Genomic DNA, 13,519 nt, shown 5'->3' with positions numbered 1-13,519 from the left:
ATTATGCTTAAAATTGTAGACAGATATATCATTAAAAAATATCTTGGAACTTTTAGTTTCATGCTCGTGCTATTGTCTATAGTGGTACTTGTCATCGATGTACAACAAAAGATCCCAAGGATAGAAAATGCAAAGGCACTTGATCCAAAGCTTGATCTGGTGTATTTCCTGATTCATTTTTACCCTTTCTGGATCGTTAACCTTGTCGTGACATTCCTTTCCATTCTGGTGTTTATAACCGTTATTTACTTCACCTCCAGAATGGCCAATAATACGGAAATTGTAGCCATTATTAGTAGTGGAGCCAGTTTTCATCGGTTTTCAAAACCTTATCTTTATACTTCAATCCTGATTGCATTAGTTGCAATGCTGGTCTATCATATGGTCCTTCCTTGGGCCAATATCAAAAAAAATGAGTTAGAGGCTTACACCTATAACGCAGCCAATAAAGAAAAGATCCTGGGGACAGCTCCCGCTTCTTCACAGCTTAGTAAAACAGAATATATCTTCGTAGATTCCTGGAATAAAAGAGAAAAAAGGGGATCCAGCTTTGTTTATCAGAAGTTTGACAAAGACAGAAGAATGGTGTATGAGTTGAAAGCTGGCGATGTATATTGGGATAACACAAAAAAACAATTTGTTTTAAATAACTATCTTGAAAAAACCATCAATAAAGACAATACCGAAAAGTTAGGTAGTGGAATAGAGCTTAGAAAAAACTACGGACATTCACCGGAAGAACTTTTCCCAAACGAGCTTTTAGGACAGAATAAAACTACGCCTGAGCTGTTGAAATTTATTGAAAGAGAAAAAGCAAGAGGAAACAGTAATCTGAATTCTTATCTGAACGAGCTTCACCAAAGAACCTCCATGCCTGTTTCCATCATTATTCTTACCTTTTTAGCACTATCACTTTCTTCCCAAAAGAAAAGAGGCGGACTGGGGATCAACCTTGCGATAGGGATTTCACTGGCCTTTCTCTTTGTATTCTCCTTTGAAGCATTGAAAGTAGTGTCAGAAAATAAAAGTTTATCTCCGGCCTTGGCAATGTGGTTGCCGAATCTGGTTTTTCTTCCTCTTACCCTTTATCTTTATATCAAAAGAGCAAATCAGTAAAGAAGTTTTACTTCTTTATGATAGAAAGAGCGAATCCCGTTTTCCAGTTCAATCCAAAGCTCACCTTTGTCATCTGCATTTCGGATGATGCCATTTTGGCGTTCTTTTTCGATTTCAAAGACTGATATGATGTCTTTTCTGAAAAGGTTCTTGTTGAAGTCTTCCAGAATTTTCTGATCGGAAGGAATGTTTTTTAATTTTTCACACAGAAACTCATGAAAGTTCAGAGTAAGCTCTTCAAGATCAAATTGCTGCCCAGTCTGCGTTAGGAGTGAACCTGCGTTAGATATTGCTTCAAATTTATCCTGAAGAACGTTGATGCCGGTTCCAATGATGAAATAATTATTTTGATTAATTTTTTTCTTTTCAATCAAAATCCCAACGATTTTTTTACCTTTAAGGATAATATCATTCGGCCACTTGATTTTTACGTCATAATCAGCCAAATTGGCCAGGTAATCCCTGACAATAATTGCGGTATAATAATTGAATATAAAGTCGGAGCACAGAATGTTGTGAGTATTCACTGCCAGCGTATACGCCAGGTTTTTTCCGGCAGTTTGAGTCCATACATTTCCATACTGTCCACGGCCTTTTGTTTGATTGAAAGTATGAAGTCCAATAAAATCTGAATTTTCATAAAGTAAAAACTTTGATATTTCGTCATTAGTAGAAGAACATTCTTTCAGGTAGAATAGTTGACTCATTTAAGAAAACTTTAAGACATTAAGGGGGTAAAAGTAAGGTTAAAGTAAAGAAAAAACAATAAATTTGCAGATTATAGTATATTTTTAATGAATAAAACAGCAGAAAAACAAGCACTAATAGATAAAATCGTTGAAGCGCTTCAAGATATAAAGGCAGAAGATATTATGATCTTCGATCTTTCAAAAATTGAAAACTCAGTGGCGGAAACGTTCGTAATATGTAGCGGAAACTCAAATACACAAGTGGCAGCATTGGCTGGAGGTGTAGAGAAGAAAGTAAGAAATGACTTGAAAGATAGACCTTGGCATGTAGAGGGAACGGAAAATGCAATGTGGGTACTAATGGATTATGTTTCAGTAGTCGTTCATATATTTCAAAAAGATGTACGTGAGTACTACGATATAGAAGAGCTTTGGAATGACGCAGTCATTACCAAAATTGAAAATGAATTTTAAAATCTTAAAAAGTATAAATGAATAATAAAGGATTCAACTGGTTCTTTCCTATTGCAATCATAGCTCTTTTGCTATTCTTTGGCTCCAATTTTCTAGGAGGAGATACTGCAAAATCTATTGATGAAGATGGTTTCTTTAGAGAAATGCAGGCGGGGAAAGTCCAAAATATAATTATATACAAAGACATAGAAAAAGCTGATGTTTTTCTTACCAAAGAAGCAAAATCAGCTATGGTTTCTAAAACCGCAAAGGAAAACAATCCACTTTCAGCATTTGAAATGGCTCCTAAAGCAGATTACTCTGTGAAATACGGAGATCTTCAGCTTTTCCTTCAAAAATTTGAACAGGTTAAAGCGACTAATCCAGCTATTAAAACAGCCAAGGATTATGGAACGGGTAAAAGCCCATTCGCAGATATTCTTGTGTCTGCATTGATCTGGATTGCTATTTTAGGACTGTTCTATTTCCTTCTTTTCAGAAAGATGGGAGGTGGCGGAGGTCCTGGTGGACAAATCTTCTCGATCGGAAAATCAAAGGCTAAGCTTTTTGATGAAAAAGAAAGAATTCAGGTAACATTTAAGGATGTTGCTGGATTAGAGGGAGCAAAAGAAGAAGTACAGGAAGTTGTAGATTTCTTGAAGAACTCTGAAAAATACACAAAACTGGGAGGTAAAATTCCTAAAGGTGTACTTTTGGTAGGCCCTCCGGGAACAGGTAAGACCTTATTGGCAAAAGCTGTTGCAGGTGAAGCTAAGGTTCCTTTCTTCTCCCTTTCAGGATCTGATTTTGTGGAAATGTTCGTTGGGGTAGGTGCTTCAAGAGTAAGAGATCTTTTTGCTCAGGCAAAAGCAAAATCTCCTGCAATTATTTTTATCGATGAGATTGATGCTATCGGACGTGCAAGAGGGAAAAATAATTTCTCTGGCGGAAACGACGAAAGAGAAAATACGTTGAACCAGCTTCTTACTGAAATGGATGGTTTCGGAACAGATGTGAATGTTATTGTAATGGCTGCAACCAACAGAGCTGATATCCTTGATAAAGCTTTGATGAGAGCAGGACGTTTCGATCGTTCCATTTATGTGGACCTTCCGGAATTGCATGAAAGAAAAGATATTTTTGATGTTCATTTAAAGAAAATCAAGCTTGATGATAATGTTGACAGAGACTTCTTGGCAAAACAAACTCCAGGATTTAGTGGAGCAGACATTGCTAACGTTTGTAATGAAGCAGCATTAATTGCAGCAAGATACAATCATACCTCTGTTACAAAACAAGATTTCCTTGATGCTGTAGACAGAATCATCGGTGGTCTTGAAAAGAAAAACATGGCAATTAAGCCGTCTGAAAAAAGAAGAGTGGCTTATCATGAAGCCGGTCATGCTACCATCTCTTGGTTGGTAGAACATGCATCTCCACTTCTGAAAGTAACAATTGTTCCAAGAGGACGTTCTCTAGGAGCTGCATGGTATCTTCCGGAAGAAAGACAGCTTACCACTACAGAGCAGATGTTGGATGAAATGTGTGCGACCTTAGGAGGTAGAGCAGCAGAGCAGGTAATCTTCAATAATATTTCAACAGGAGCACTTTCTGACTTAGAAACTGTAACGAAGAGAGCTCAGGCAATGGTTACCATCTATGGGTTAAGCCCGAATATCGGTAATATTTCTTACTACGATAGTTCAGGTCAGTCTGAATATAATTTTGGAAAACCTTATTCTGAAGAAACAGCTACTAAAATTGATGTGGAGATTAAAGCAATCATTGAAAATCAATACGAGAGAGCTGTAAGAATTCTTACAGAAAATAAGGATAAACTTGATGCTTTAGCGAATAAGCTTTTAGAAAAAGAAGTTATCTTCCGTGAAGATCTAGAGGATATTTTCGGAAAGAGAGCATGGGATCCTGAATTGACAGAGAAGCCAGTTACTAATACTATTCCTGAAAAAGTGGAACCTGTAGTATTGGAAACACCTCAGATAAAAGAAAAAGAGGAAGAAAGTGAAATGCAGGCTCCAGAAAGCCCAACACAGCTTTAATACTCTAAAAATAGAATAATTTAAAACCTGACAACTTCAAAATTGTCAGGTTTTTTCATATTTAAAGAGATATTTTGGAATCTATTGTAATTTATTTTCTATTTTTGTATAAAGTTGACTAAAAATAGATTAAGTTGAATTTATTCAAGAGGATTGTAAGCAAACTTACCAACCAGCCTGAGGAGGAGGACAAACAGAGCCTGGAGAAGCTTGGAGATTCGCTGAAAAATGCGGATCTTGACTATAAGTTTGCGCAATTATTTACGCATTCGGGGGGATTTTTTAATTATTGTGCAGATGAAGCGGAGGCTCTACAAACTTTAAATCAAATTATTAAGATAGAAGGTATTGGCAATCTTTTCTGTTGGGATAAGGAACTTCAAAACTTCCTGAATGTTGTGAAGAGTTCCTATACTTCAGAATTGCAGACATCCAATGATGCGGCATTCATCACCTGTGAATACCTGATTGCCTATGACGGGAGGATTATGCTTTCCCACAATAATATTCTTCATTATCATTCTTCAAGGCTACCGGATAAGATTATCATCATAGCTAATGTTTCACAGATTGTAAACAACCTGAATGATGCCATGGGGAAAATAAAAAGAAACGGAAATATCAAGAACCTTACTTCCATCAGCGGCAGCCAGTCGAAAATGGATAGTTCTTCAAATTCCAATACAAAATTGTTTTTACTGCTGCTTGAAGATTAAGCACCCACATCTAAATTTTAAATTTTGGACAAAAATCTCATTCAAAGAACCATTTCAGGTCTCGTTTATGTAGCCGTCATTATTCTTTGCTCGACTCCGCTAGGAGCACAACTTATCAATAACATTTTTCCTGGTCTTATTCAGCAGCAATACCTTTATTATGGCTTGATAAGCCTTTTACTGATTGTAGGTACCTGGGAATGTGTAAAAATCATGAAATTTGGTAAGGGATATGAAAAATGGGTTGTGTATCCATTGGTCATCTTTATCTTTTATGTCTTTTCCAAAAGATACTTTCATCACGACTTCTTTTTTGATTTTAGATTAAGTGAAATACTGGCACTCGCGCTTATTGCAATTGCTGTAGTTACTTTATTTAAATTTCCTAACGAATTATACTACGACAGCGGGAAATTGATTTTTACAGTCATTTATGTAGCTCTCCCGTTTAGTTTTGCACTGGGGCTTCCAAAGTTCTCCAGCTATAATGATACTTTCACGTTGGAGGTTCTTTTCCTGTTTGTGCTGATCTGGAGTAGTGATACCTTTGCGTATCTCGTGGGAAAGTTCTTCGGGAAACATAAAATGGCACCTAAAATTTCCCCTAAAAAAACTTGGGAGGGATATATAGGCGGTGTGGTTTTAACATTGGTTTTATCCTACTTTGTAGAACATTATCAGCCAGAACTTCGCGGAAACTGGATGGTAGTAGGGTTTTTAGTAGCAGCCTTTGCCCCGCTAGGGGATTTGGTAGAGAGCCAACTGAAAAGAAACTTTGGTGTAAAAGACAGTGGAAACATCATTCCGGGGCATGGAGGTGTTTTAGATAGGCTGGATAGTTTCATAATCTGTGTTCCTGTCGTATATTTGTACTTTATTTTAGAAAAATTTATATAGTCTCATGAAATTACATAGAGAATCAAAAGGAACAATTACTGTAGCAACCCTACTTTTTATTGTGTTGGGAGCTTTAGCTATCTATTTCCTTAAAATATGGTCCTTGTTGATCATCGTACCTTTGTTGGTTATTTACTGTCTGGTGTTCTGGTTTTTCAGAGTTCCAAATCGTTCTATTCTTGATCATAAAGAAAACGTAATAGCTCCGGTTGACGGAAAAGTGGTAATGATTAAAGAAGTAGAAGAAAATGAATTCGTAAAAGGAAAAGCGATTCAGGTTTCTATCTTCATGTCTCCACTGAACGTACATATTTGTAGATATCCGGTAACCGGAAAGGTGATTTACAAAAAATACCATCCGGGGAAATATCTGGTAGCATGGCATGAAAAGTCTTCTACAGAGAATGAAAGAACTACGGTAGCTATTGAAACCTTAACCAACCATAAAGTTGTTTTCAGACAGATTGCAGGATATGTGGCAAGAAGAATCGTATTCTATTGTAATGAGGGCGATCAGGCAAAAGCCGGGCATGAGTTCGGATTTATTAAATTCGGTTCAAGAATGGACGTTTTTCTGCCTTTGGATACAGAAATCGTTTGTAAGATAGGTGACATTACTAAAGGCGGTTTAGATGTCATTGCTAAATTGAAAGATTAAGATTTATAATCATCATACTAAAGACTGTTCTGAAAAGAGCAGTCTTTTTTGTTTTCAAATATCAATTGTTTAAATGTCAACTATAAAAAAACGGGATAAATTCCCGTTTTGTTTTATATAATAAATTATTTCACCAATTTAGTTTCAAGTTGAACACAATCTTCCTGTTATTTGCCATCCATCAGCCTCTATTACTTAATATATTGCTTTATCTCCTCCAGTAGGCTGAATATAAACTCTACAGGGAGATCCTCTTCAATATCAATTAACAGAATCTTAAACTTTTTTCTTCCGTCTTGTGTCAGCTCAGGATAGTCCAGTTTATCACCATGATAAAAACTGATGTAATGCTTTTTATATTTTTTGCTGTAATAAAAATAACACAGCATTTTCTTTTTGTACTTTATAAAGGGAAGTCCGAAGCTTAAGGTTTCAGTAATGTGTTCTGTGTCAGATGCCAGAATTTTTTCACGCAAAAATAAAAGAGTACTTCTTTCAGGTTCTTGAATTCTGTAGAAGTACTCTTGTATGGGGTTCATTTTAAAATAATTTAAAGATGAGTTTAGTCGAAATTTTGAAGCTCCACAAGCTTGTTATACATGCCTTTTTTAGCAATAAGATCGTGGTGGGTTCCTTGTTCTACAATGGTTCCTTTTTCCATTACTACAATCCAGTCTGCTTTTTGGATGGTTGAAAGTCGGTGGGCAATCACAAGTGAAGTTCTGTTTTCCATCATTTTTTCCAGAGCATCCTGTACAAATCTTTCAGATTCTGTATCCAAAGCCGAAGTAGCTTCATCTAAAATCATAATTGGAGGATTCTTTAATACGGCTCTTGCAATGGAAACCCTTTGTTTCTGACCTCCGGAAAGCTTATTTCCATCATCTCCGATATTGGTATCATATCCCTCAGAAAGACCTGAAATGAAATCGTCTGCATTGGCTATTTTAGCAGCAGCAATTACTTCCTCCTTGGTAGCGTCAGGTTTACCCATCAGGATATTGTTATATACAGAATCATTGAATAATACAGATTCTTGTGTCACCATTCCCAGAAGTTGACGGTATTCTTTTAATTTTAAATGCTTGATATCTGTTCCATCAATTAGAATTTCTCCCTCAGAAACGTCATAGAATCTTGCTAAAAGGTTGGCAATCGTTGTCTTTCCACTTCCACTTTGCCCTACCAATGCCACGGTTTTACCTTTTGGAATCGTTAGGTTAAAGTTCTTAAGAATCAGATTGGCTTTATCATAATAGAATCCAATATTCTTGAACTCAATATTATTCTGAAGAGTAGAGATAGAAACAGGTTCTGCAATCTCATCTATTTTTACATCAGCATCCAGAATATCCAGTACTCTTTTCAGAGAAGCTTCTCCTTTCTGTACATTGGAGATGGATGTTGATAAACTCTTTGCAGGCGGCAAAATCTGGAAGAACATTCCAAGGAATACAAGGAAGTCAGCAGGTGATATGCTTTGTTCAACAATAATTTGTTTTCCTCCATACCAGGCAATGATTAAGAAAGTAATAGACCCTAAAAATTCGCTCATTGGCGATGCTAGTTCTTTCTTTTTACCAAGATTAATCGAGCTTGAGATCCATTTGTTCATGGATAGCATGAAGCGGTTATCCATGATCTTTTCAGCATTAAAGATTTTAATGACTTTCGAAGATTTTAAGGTCTCATCTACAATAGAAAATATATTTCCCAGTTCGTGCTGGGCTTCATGAGAGTCTTTTTTAAGACTTTTCCCGATCAAGGCAATCATTGTTCCCATTACCGGAAGAACCAATAAGGAGAAAAGAGTCATTTCGGCACTTAAAAAGAATAAAGTAACCAATGTACTGATTAACATGAAAGGAGCGTTAATCAATTCTATTAAACTCCCCAGAATGCCTCCTTCCACTTCACCTACGTCATTAGACATACGAGACATCATATCTCCTTTTCTGCTTTCTGTAAAAAATGATACGGGTAAGGATAGTATTTTTCTATACATCGCACCACGAAGATCCTTAGTGACTCCTACACGATAGTTGATCAATAATAAAGACCCAAAATATCTGAAAGCATTTCTTAAAAAGAACATGAAAGCTGTAATAATACACAGCCATGCAAGAACGGTAAGAGAACCGTGGTCTTTTACTAATGCCTGTACATAATAATTGGAGTATTCTTTTATATAAGTAAAGAAGTATGTGATATCACCGGAATATACAGGTGCTGTTTCATACTTCTCAGGTTTAATAGTGCCAAAAAGCATTCCTAAAACCGGTAAAATAGTTCCCAGAGAAGCAATTTGAAATACGGAGTACAGGATATTGAAAAATAAACTCCCGTAAATATATTTTTGATGGGGCCTCGCGAACCTCAGAATTTTTTTATACTCGTTCATTCAATGAAAAAATTGGATAGCAAAATTACGTAAAATTAAAAGATAAGACGTTCTTAATCCTATTTTACTTTAATTAATATGTTCCTTAAAAATCCACTTTGTTACAACTGAAATGTATTACATATGATTTTATAGGTTAAATACTAGAATAGATCAGATCCGAGAAAGAGATAGTAAAAAATAAAAACCGCTTCAATAGCGGTTTTATGACGTAATTTATATGAATTAAAATTTCACCTGATCATTATATTTTGGAGCAAAGTTTTTAGGATTTAACTTATCCAGTGTTTTTCCAAAATTATTGATGATCTGAGTCATGTTACCAACATCTACAATGCTCATGTCATCCTTTTCTTGATGATAATGGGTTGCCTTAGACATGTCAACCGTTGAAAATGAGTGGGCAATAATTTTCTTTTTTACAAAGCTGACATTATCTGAACGGTAAAATAATTGTTGTTCTGAATAAGGATCAGCATTAATCTTCAATCCGTTCACTGCATTTTTATTAAACAGCTCATCAAGGTCTGAAAACCCATCTCCCGTCATATATAAAGCATTTTTCCCCCACTGAGATTCTGTAGCGACCATTTCAAAATTGAAAAGGGCTGTCATATTATTGTAAATTTTATCAAGGCTTTTATCATGGGAAATAGCTATTGATCCAAGCATTCCTTTCTCTTCGCCATTGAAAGCCATAAAGACCATTGAGAACTCGGGCTTTTTATTTTTAAAATAATCGGCAATACCTGTCAGGGCTGTAATTCCACTAGCGTCATCATCTGCACCATTATAAATATTGTCTCCACTTTTGTTGCTGGTTCCAATGTGATCAAAATGCCCTGAAAAAGCTAAATTTTTCTCTGATTTTCCTTTTTTTATACCACATACATTGTACGCTGTTTTTCCTTTATATTCAAAAGGAATCAAATAGGAATTTCCGGTACAATACTCAAGATTGTTTTCCTTAAAAAGCGTCGCTATATAATGGGCTGCATTGTCATTTTCAGGAGTTCCGATTTCGCGGCCTTTCATTTCATCAGATGCAAGAGTTGAAATTATAGTTTTTACTCTTTCCTGTGATACTTCCTGCGCAAAAGTACAGATAGAGAAAAGTGATAGAGTGAGATAAGTAATTTTTTTCATTGCTTTACGGTTAATTATATGATCTGTCGTGTACTTTGTGAAAAAGTTGCATGAATATATAAATAAATTAAATAATTCTTTGAAGCTTCTGCCCACTGTGAGGAATAGGCAAAAAAAAACAGCTCCAAAAAGGAACTGTTCTTACTCAAAAAATCGTTGTAAGGCTATCGAAGTCTGTCTACAGATTTTACGAGCCTCTCATCTTTGCGGATATACACGTTTGCAATAAGCAAACATATTACCGCGATCAATGGGAAAATCGGCTCAATACCCTTCTCAGGAAATTGAATTCCTCCGGATAAGTTTAGTAACCAGTACGCCAATACACCAATCAACAAAGCGTTTATAATGATGCTGATGGTATTCAGCAAAATTTGTCTTTTTCGGTTTTTGAAACTAAAAATACTTAATGCACCAATAATTACAAGGACTATGCATCCTATATTTAATACGGGAATACTGTCAGAAATGACCGCATCCTGTCCTGTTATAAAAAGGAAAACAGCAGATAAAACTGCTAGTAATGTCCATATGGTTTGTATTCTCTGTAGCATTGAATATTAAATTCTTGGCAAAAATAACATAAATTTTGCACAATTCAAAAATAAGTGTAGATTTGCATTATACAATGTACTTGAAAACAAAAGTCACCGGACTTACTTTTCTTACTCACAATTAATTACATTTTTACATTAAATATGTTTAACATAGAAACGTTAAGGTCAAAATCCGTAACGGAACTGACTAAAATCTTAAAGGATTTAGGCGTTAAAGTCGCAAGAAACAGCAACGAAAATGATAAAATCTTTGCAATTCTTGACTTTCAGGCTTCCAACCCTAAAGTGTCAAAAGATTATTTCAACGCCACGGAAACCAGCACCAACACTGAAGAAGCTACAGAAGAAAAAACTGTAAAGGCTCCGGTAAAGAAAGCTGCTCCAAAGAAAGCTCCAGCAAAACCGAGAGTGACTGCAAAAGCACCGACAGAACCCATAGAAGAAGAAAAAGTAGAAGACAAAACGCCGGTTGCTGAAGAAATAAAAGCTGAAGAGCCTAAAGCGGAAACAGTTCTGGCAACAGAAGAAGCGTCATCCGCAACCAATTCAGCTAAAAAGAAAAGAAAGAGAGTTCCACCTACTAATACAGGAAACACCGAAATCTCTCAGGAGAAGCCAGAAGCTCCTAAAAATATAGAATCTCAAGAGCCTGCTCAGGCGGAAGAAAAGCCGAACAATCCTCAACAACAACAGGCTAACAGATCTCCAAAAGGACACAATCACCCGCAGAACAGCGGAAACCAACATAAAAATCAACATCAACACCAAAATCCTAATCAAAATCAGAACAGACATTCTGAAAAGACAGAGGAGCATGCTGACCATAAAAAAGAATTTAGTTTCGATGGAATGGTAAGTATTGAAGGGGTGCTTGAAATATTGCCTGACAACTATGGATTTCTACGTTCTTCAGATTTTAGCTATATCTCTTCCCCTGATGATGTGTATGTTTCTACAGCACAAATCAGAAACTTTGGTTTAAAAACCGGAGATACAGTTAAAGGAATTGTAAGATTACCTAAAGAAGGTGAAAAATATTTTTCATTACTAAAACCTACGGAAGTTAACGGACGTGATCTTGCGTTTATTAAGGACCGTGTTGCATTTGAATATCTGACGCCGCTTTTCCCTGAAGAAAAATTCAATCTTGCAGGAAGCGAATCTACGGTTTCTACAAGAATAGTAGATTTATTTGCTCCAATTGGTAAGGGACAAAGAGCAATGATTGTTGCGCAGCCTAAAACGGGTAAAACAATGTTGCTTAAAGATATTGCTAATTCTATTGCAGCTAACCACCCGGAAGTGTACATGATGGTTCTTTTGATCGATGAACGTCCAGAAGAGGTTACCGATATGGAAAGAAGTGTAAATGCAGAAGTTATTGCTTCTACATTTGACGAAGCAGCTGAAAAACACGTGAAAGTAGCCAACCTTGTTCTTGCTAAAGCACAGAGAATGGTTGAATGCGGACATGATGTTGTCATTCTACTAGACTCTATCACTAGATTGGCGAGAGCTTACAATACAGTAACTCCGGCATCTGGTAAGGTTCTTTCCGGTGGGGTAGATGCAAACGCACTTCACAAACCAAAGAGATTCTTTGGAGCAGCAAGAAAAATTGAGGGCGGAGGTTCCCTTACAATTATAGCAACAGCTCTTATTGATACAGGTTCTAAAATGGACGAAGTAATCTTTGAAGAATTCAAGGGTACAGGGAACATGGAACTTCAATTAGACAGAAAAATTGCGAACAGAAGAATATATCCTGCGATTGACCTGGTAACATCCAGTACACGTAGAGATGATCTTCTTCTTGATGAATTGACTTCGAAGAGAATGTGGATTCTAAGAAAGTATCTTTCTGAAATGAATCCTGTTGAAGCAATGGAATTTGTAGATAAGAACATCCGAGGAACTCTTAATAACGAGGAATTCCTGATGTCTATGAATAAATAAATTTAATTATTGTTAAAGTAGAAAGCGCGGATCTCTGGATTCGTGCTTTTTATTTTGAAAGCTTAAATATTTGATAATAAAAAATATTTAAAATTTAATTCATTCTAAATCAATGTGTCAATGTTAAAGATTTATTAAAGTAATCCCCAATCTTTGATAATAGCTTAAATATTGGCTAAATTTGAGTTATAACATTAAAAATAAGATTATGTCATTTGAATTACCAAAACTAGGATATGCATATGATGCATTAGAGCCAACTATCGATGCAAAAACTATGGAAATCCACCATACAAAACATCACCAGGCGTATATTGACAATTTAAATAAAGCAATAGAAGGAACTGACTTAGCAGGGAAAACTATTGAGGAGATTTGCCAGACAGGAACTGATAAGCCAGCTGTAAGAAACAATGGTGGAGGACACTTCAACCACTCTTTATTCTGGGTAATTTTAACTCCTGGAGGAAGCAAAGAACCAGTAGGAAACGTAAAAGCTGCTATTGAAAACTATGGTGGTCTTGAAAAATTCAAAACTGATTTTTCTGATGCTGCTAAAACAAGATTCGGTTCAGGATGGGCTTGGTTGGTAAAGAATGCTGACGGTTCAGTATCCGTTTCTTCTACTCCAAACCAGGACAACCCATTAATGCCTGTAGCAGACGTTAAGGGAACTCCAGTTTTAGGATTAGACGTTTGGGAGCATGCTTATTACTTGAACTACCAAAACAGAAGACCTGATTATGTTTCTGCATTCTTCGATGTAGTAAACTGGGATAAGGTAGAAGAATTATTTAACAAATAATTTTCAGCTATTATAAAAATAAAAGGTTCAGAATTTTCTGAACCTTTTTTCGTATGAATGCTTCT

13 protein-coding genes are annotated in these 13,519 nt (G+C 36.0%); 8 read left to right on the top strand and 5 right to left on the bottom strand.

Features of this window, described 5'->3' with window-relative positions; all coding sequences use genetic code 11:
• The first annotated feature begins 3 nt into the window (after positions 1–3).
• On the top strand, positions 4–1,116 hold the full coding sequence (locus tag SCA31_RS05690; protein ID WP_076353095.1) for an LptF/LptG family permease: 1,113 nt from the start codon (positions 4–6) through the stop codon (positions 1,114–1,116).
• On the opposite strand, the gene SCA31_RS05685 is transcribed toward SCA31_RS05690, so the two are convergent.
• Positions 1,110–1,823 carry a biotin--[acetyl-CoA-carboxylase] ligase gene (locus SCA31_RS05685; RefSeq protein ID WP_410695903.1) on the bottom strand — a complete coding sequence of 238 codons (714 nt, stop codon included), beginning with the start codon at positions 1,821–1,823 and terminating at the stop codon, positions 1,110–1,112. The genes SCA31_RS05690 and SCA31_RS05685 overlap by 7 nt on opposite strands.
• A gap of 87 nt (positions 1,824–1,910) precedes the next feature.
• Here SCA31_RS05685 and rsfS point away from each other — a divergent pair, with 87 nt between their 5' ends.
• From rsfS to SCA31_RS05660, 5 genes are all read left to right on the top strand, one after another.
• The gene (gene rsfS, locus SCA31_RS05680; RefSeq protein ID WP_076353097.1) at positions 1,911–2,279 is read left to right on the top strand and encodes a ribosome silencing factor; all 369 of its coding nucleotides are present in this window, start codon (positions 1,911–1,913) and stop codon (positions 2,277–2,279) included.
• Between the two features lie 17 nt (positions 2,280–2,296).
• Positions 2,297–4,318, top strand: coding sequence for an ATP-dependent zinc metalloprotease FtsH (gene ftsH, locus SCA31_RS05675; protein ID WP_410695901.1), 2,022 nt, complete (start codon positions 2,297–2,299; stop codon positions 4,316–4,318).
• Between the two features lie 134 nt (positions 4,319–4,452).
• Entirely contained in the window at positions 4,453–5,034 is a 582-nt protein-coding gene (locus SCA31_RS05670) for an LUD domain-containing protein (RefSeq protein ID WP_076353099.1), read from the top strand.
• 24 nt (positions 5,035–5,058) lie between these two features.
• Positions 5,059–5,931 (top strand): phosphatidate cytidylyltransferase, encoded by an 873-nt coding sequence (locus tag SCA31_RS05665; protein WP_410695899.1) that lies wholly within the window; start codon positions 5,059–5,061, stop codon positions 5,929–5,931.
• A 4-nt stretch (positions 5,932–5,935) separates the two neighbouring features.
• A complete protein-coding gene (locus SCA31_RS05660; RefSeq protein WP_410695898.1) occupies positions 5,936–6,589 on the top strand; it encodes a phosphatidylserine decarboxylase family protein in 654 nt (217 codons plus the stop codon).
• Positions 6,590–6,780: 191 nt separating this feature from the next.
• Here SCA31_RS05660 and SCA31_RS05655 read toward each other — a convergent pair whose 3' ends face one another.
• The 4 genes from SCA31_RS05655 to SCA31_RS05640 all read right to left on the bottom strand — a co-directional run bounded on the left by SCA31_RS05655 (position 6,781) and on the right by SCA31_RS05640 (position 10,690).
• On the bottom strand, positions 6,781–7,128 hold the full coding sequence (locus tag SCA31_RS05655; protein ID WP_410695896.1) for a DUF1801 domain-containing protein: 348 nt from the start codon (positions 7,126–7,128) through the stop codon (positions 6,781–6,783).
• A gap of 23 nt (positions 7,129–7,151) precedes the next feature.
• Positions 7,152–8,990 carry an ABC transporter ATP-binding protein gene (locus SCA31_RS05650; protein ID WP_410695894.1) on the bottom strand — a complete coding sequence of 613 codons (1,839 nt, stop codon included), beginning with the start codon at positions 8,988–8,990 and terminating at the stop codon, positions 7,152–7,154.
• A gap of 225 nt (positions 8,991–9,215) precedes the next feature.
• Entirely contained in the window at positions 9,216–10,136 is a 921-nt protein-coding gene (locus tag SCA31_RS05645; RefSeq protein WP_410695892.1) for a M28 family peptidase, read from the bottom strand.
• A gap of 164 nt (positions 10,137–10,300) precedes the next feature.
• Positions 10,301–10,690, bottom strand: a complete 390-nt coding sequence (locus SCA31_RS05640) for a DUF4293 family protein (protein WP_076353105.1) — start codon at positions 10,688–10,690, stop codon at positions 10,301–10,303.
• Between the two features lie 144 nt (positions 10,691–10,834).
• Between SCA31_RS05640 and rho the strand changes: the two genes are divergently transcribed.
• Positions 10,835–12,649, top strand: a complete 1,815-nt coding sequence (gene rho, locus SCA31_RS05635) for a transcription termination factor Rho (protein ID WP_410695891.1) — start codon at positions 10,835–10,837, stop codon at positions 12,647–12,649.
• A gap of 208 nt (positions 12,650–12,857) precedes the next feature.
• Positions 12,858–13,454 (top strand): superoxide dismutase, encoded by a 597-nt coding sequence (locus SCA31_RS05630; protein ID WP_106916968.1) that lies wholly within the window; start codon positions 12,858–12,860, stop codon positions 13,452–13,454.
• The last annotated feature ends 65 nt before the right edge of the window (positions 13,455–13,519 follow it).

This window comes from Chryseobacterium sp. SIMBA_028 (assembly GCF_046535285.1).
Lineage (GTDB): Bacteria > Bacteroidota > Bacteroidia > Flavobacteriales > Weeksellaceae > Chryseobacterium.
The sequence above is the reverse complement of the archived record's forward strand: the minus strand, read 5'-3'. Positions and strand labels throughout refer to the sequence as shown.

Excerpts from the sequence above, each read along its gene's own strand:
- SCA31_RS05630 (WP_106916968.1), top strand. The coding sequence starts at position 12,858 with ATGTCATTTGAATTACCAAAACTAGGATATGCATATGATGCATTAGAG.
- rsfS (WP_076353097.1), top strand. The coding sequence starts at position 1,911 with ATGAATAAAACAGCAGAAAAACAAGCACTAATAGATAAAATCGTTGAA.
- rho (WP_410695891.1), top strand. The coding sequence starts at position 10,835 with ATGTTTAACATAGAAACGTTAAGGTCAAAATCCGTAACGGAACTGACT.
- SCA31_RS05660 (WP_410695898.1), top strand. The coding sequence starts at position 5,936 with ATGAAATTACATAGAGAATCAAAAGGAACAATTACTGTAGCAACCCTA.
- SCA31_RS05685 (WP_410695903.1), bottom strand. The coding sequence starts at position 1,823 with ATGAGTCAACTATTCTACCTGAAAGAATGTTCTTCTACTAATGACGAA.
- SCA31_RS05690 (WP_076353095.1), top strand. The coding sequence starts at position 4 with ATGCTTAAAATTGTAGACAGATATATCATTAAAAAATATCTTGGAACT.
- ftsH (WP_410695901.1), top strand. The coding sequence starts at position 2,297 with ATGAATAATAAAGGATTCAACTGGTTCTTTCCTATTGCAATCATAGCT.
- SCA31_RS05650 (WP_410695894.1), bottom strand. The coding sequence starts at position 8,990 with ATGAACGAGTATAAAAAAATTCTGAGGTTCGCGAGGCCCCATCAAAAA.
- SCA31_RS05640 (WP_076353105.1), bottom strand. The coding sequence starts at position 10,690 with ATGCTACAGAGAATACAAACCATATGGACATTACTAGCAGTTTTATCT.
- SCA31_RS05655 (WP_410695896.1), bottom strand. The coding sequence starts at position 7,128 with ATGAACCCCATACAAGAGTACTTCTACAGAATTCAAGAACCTGAAAGA.
- SCA31_RS05645 (WP_410695892.1), bottom strand. The coding sequence starts at position 10,136 with ATGAAAAAAATTACTTATCTCACTCTATCACTTTTCTCTATCTGTACT.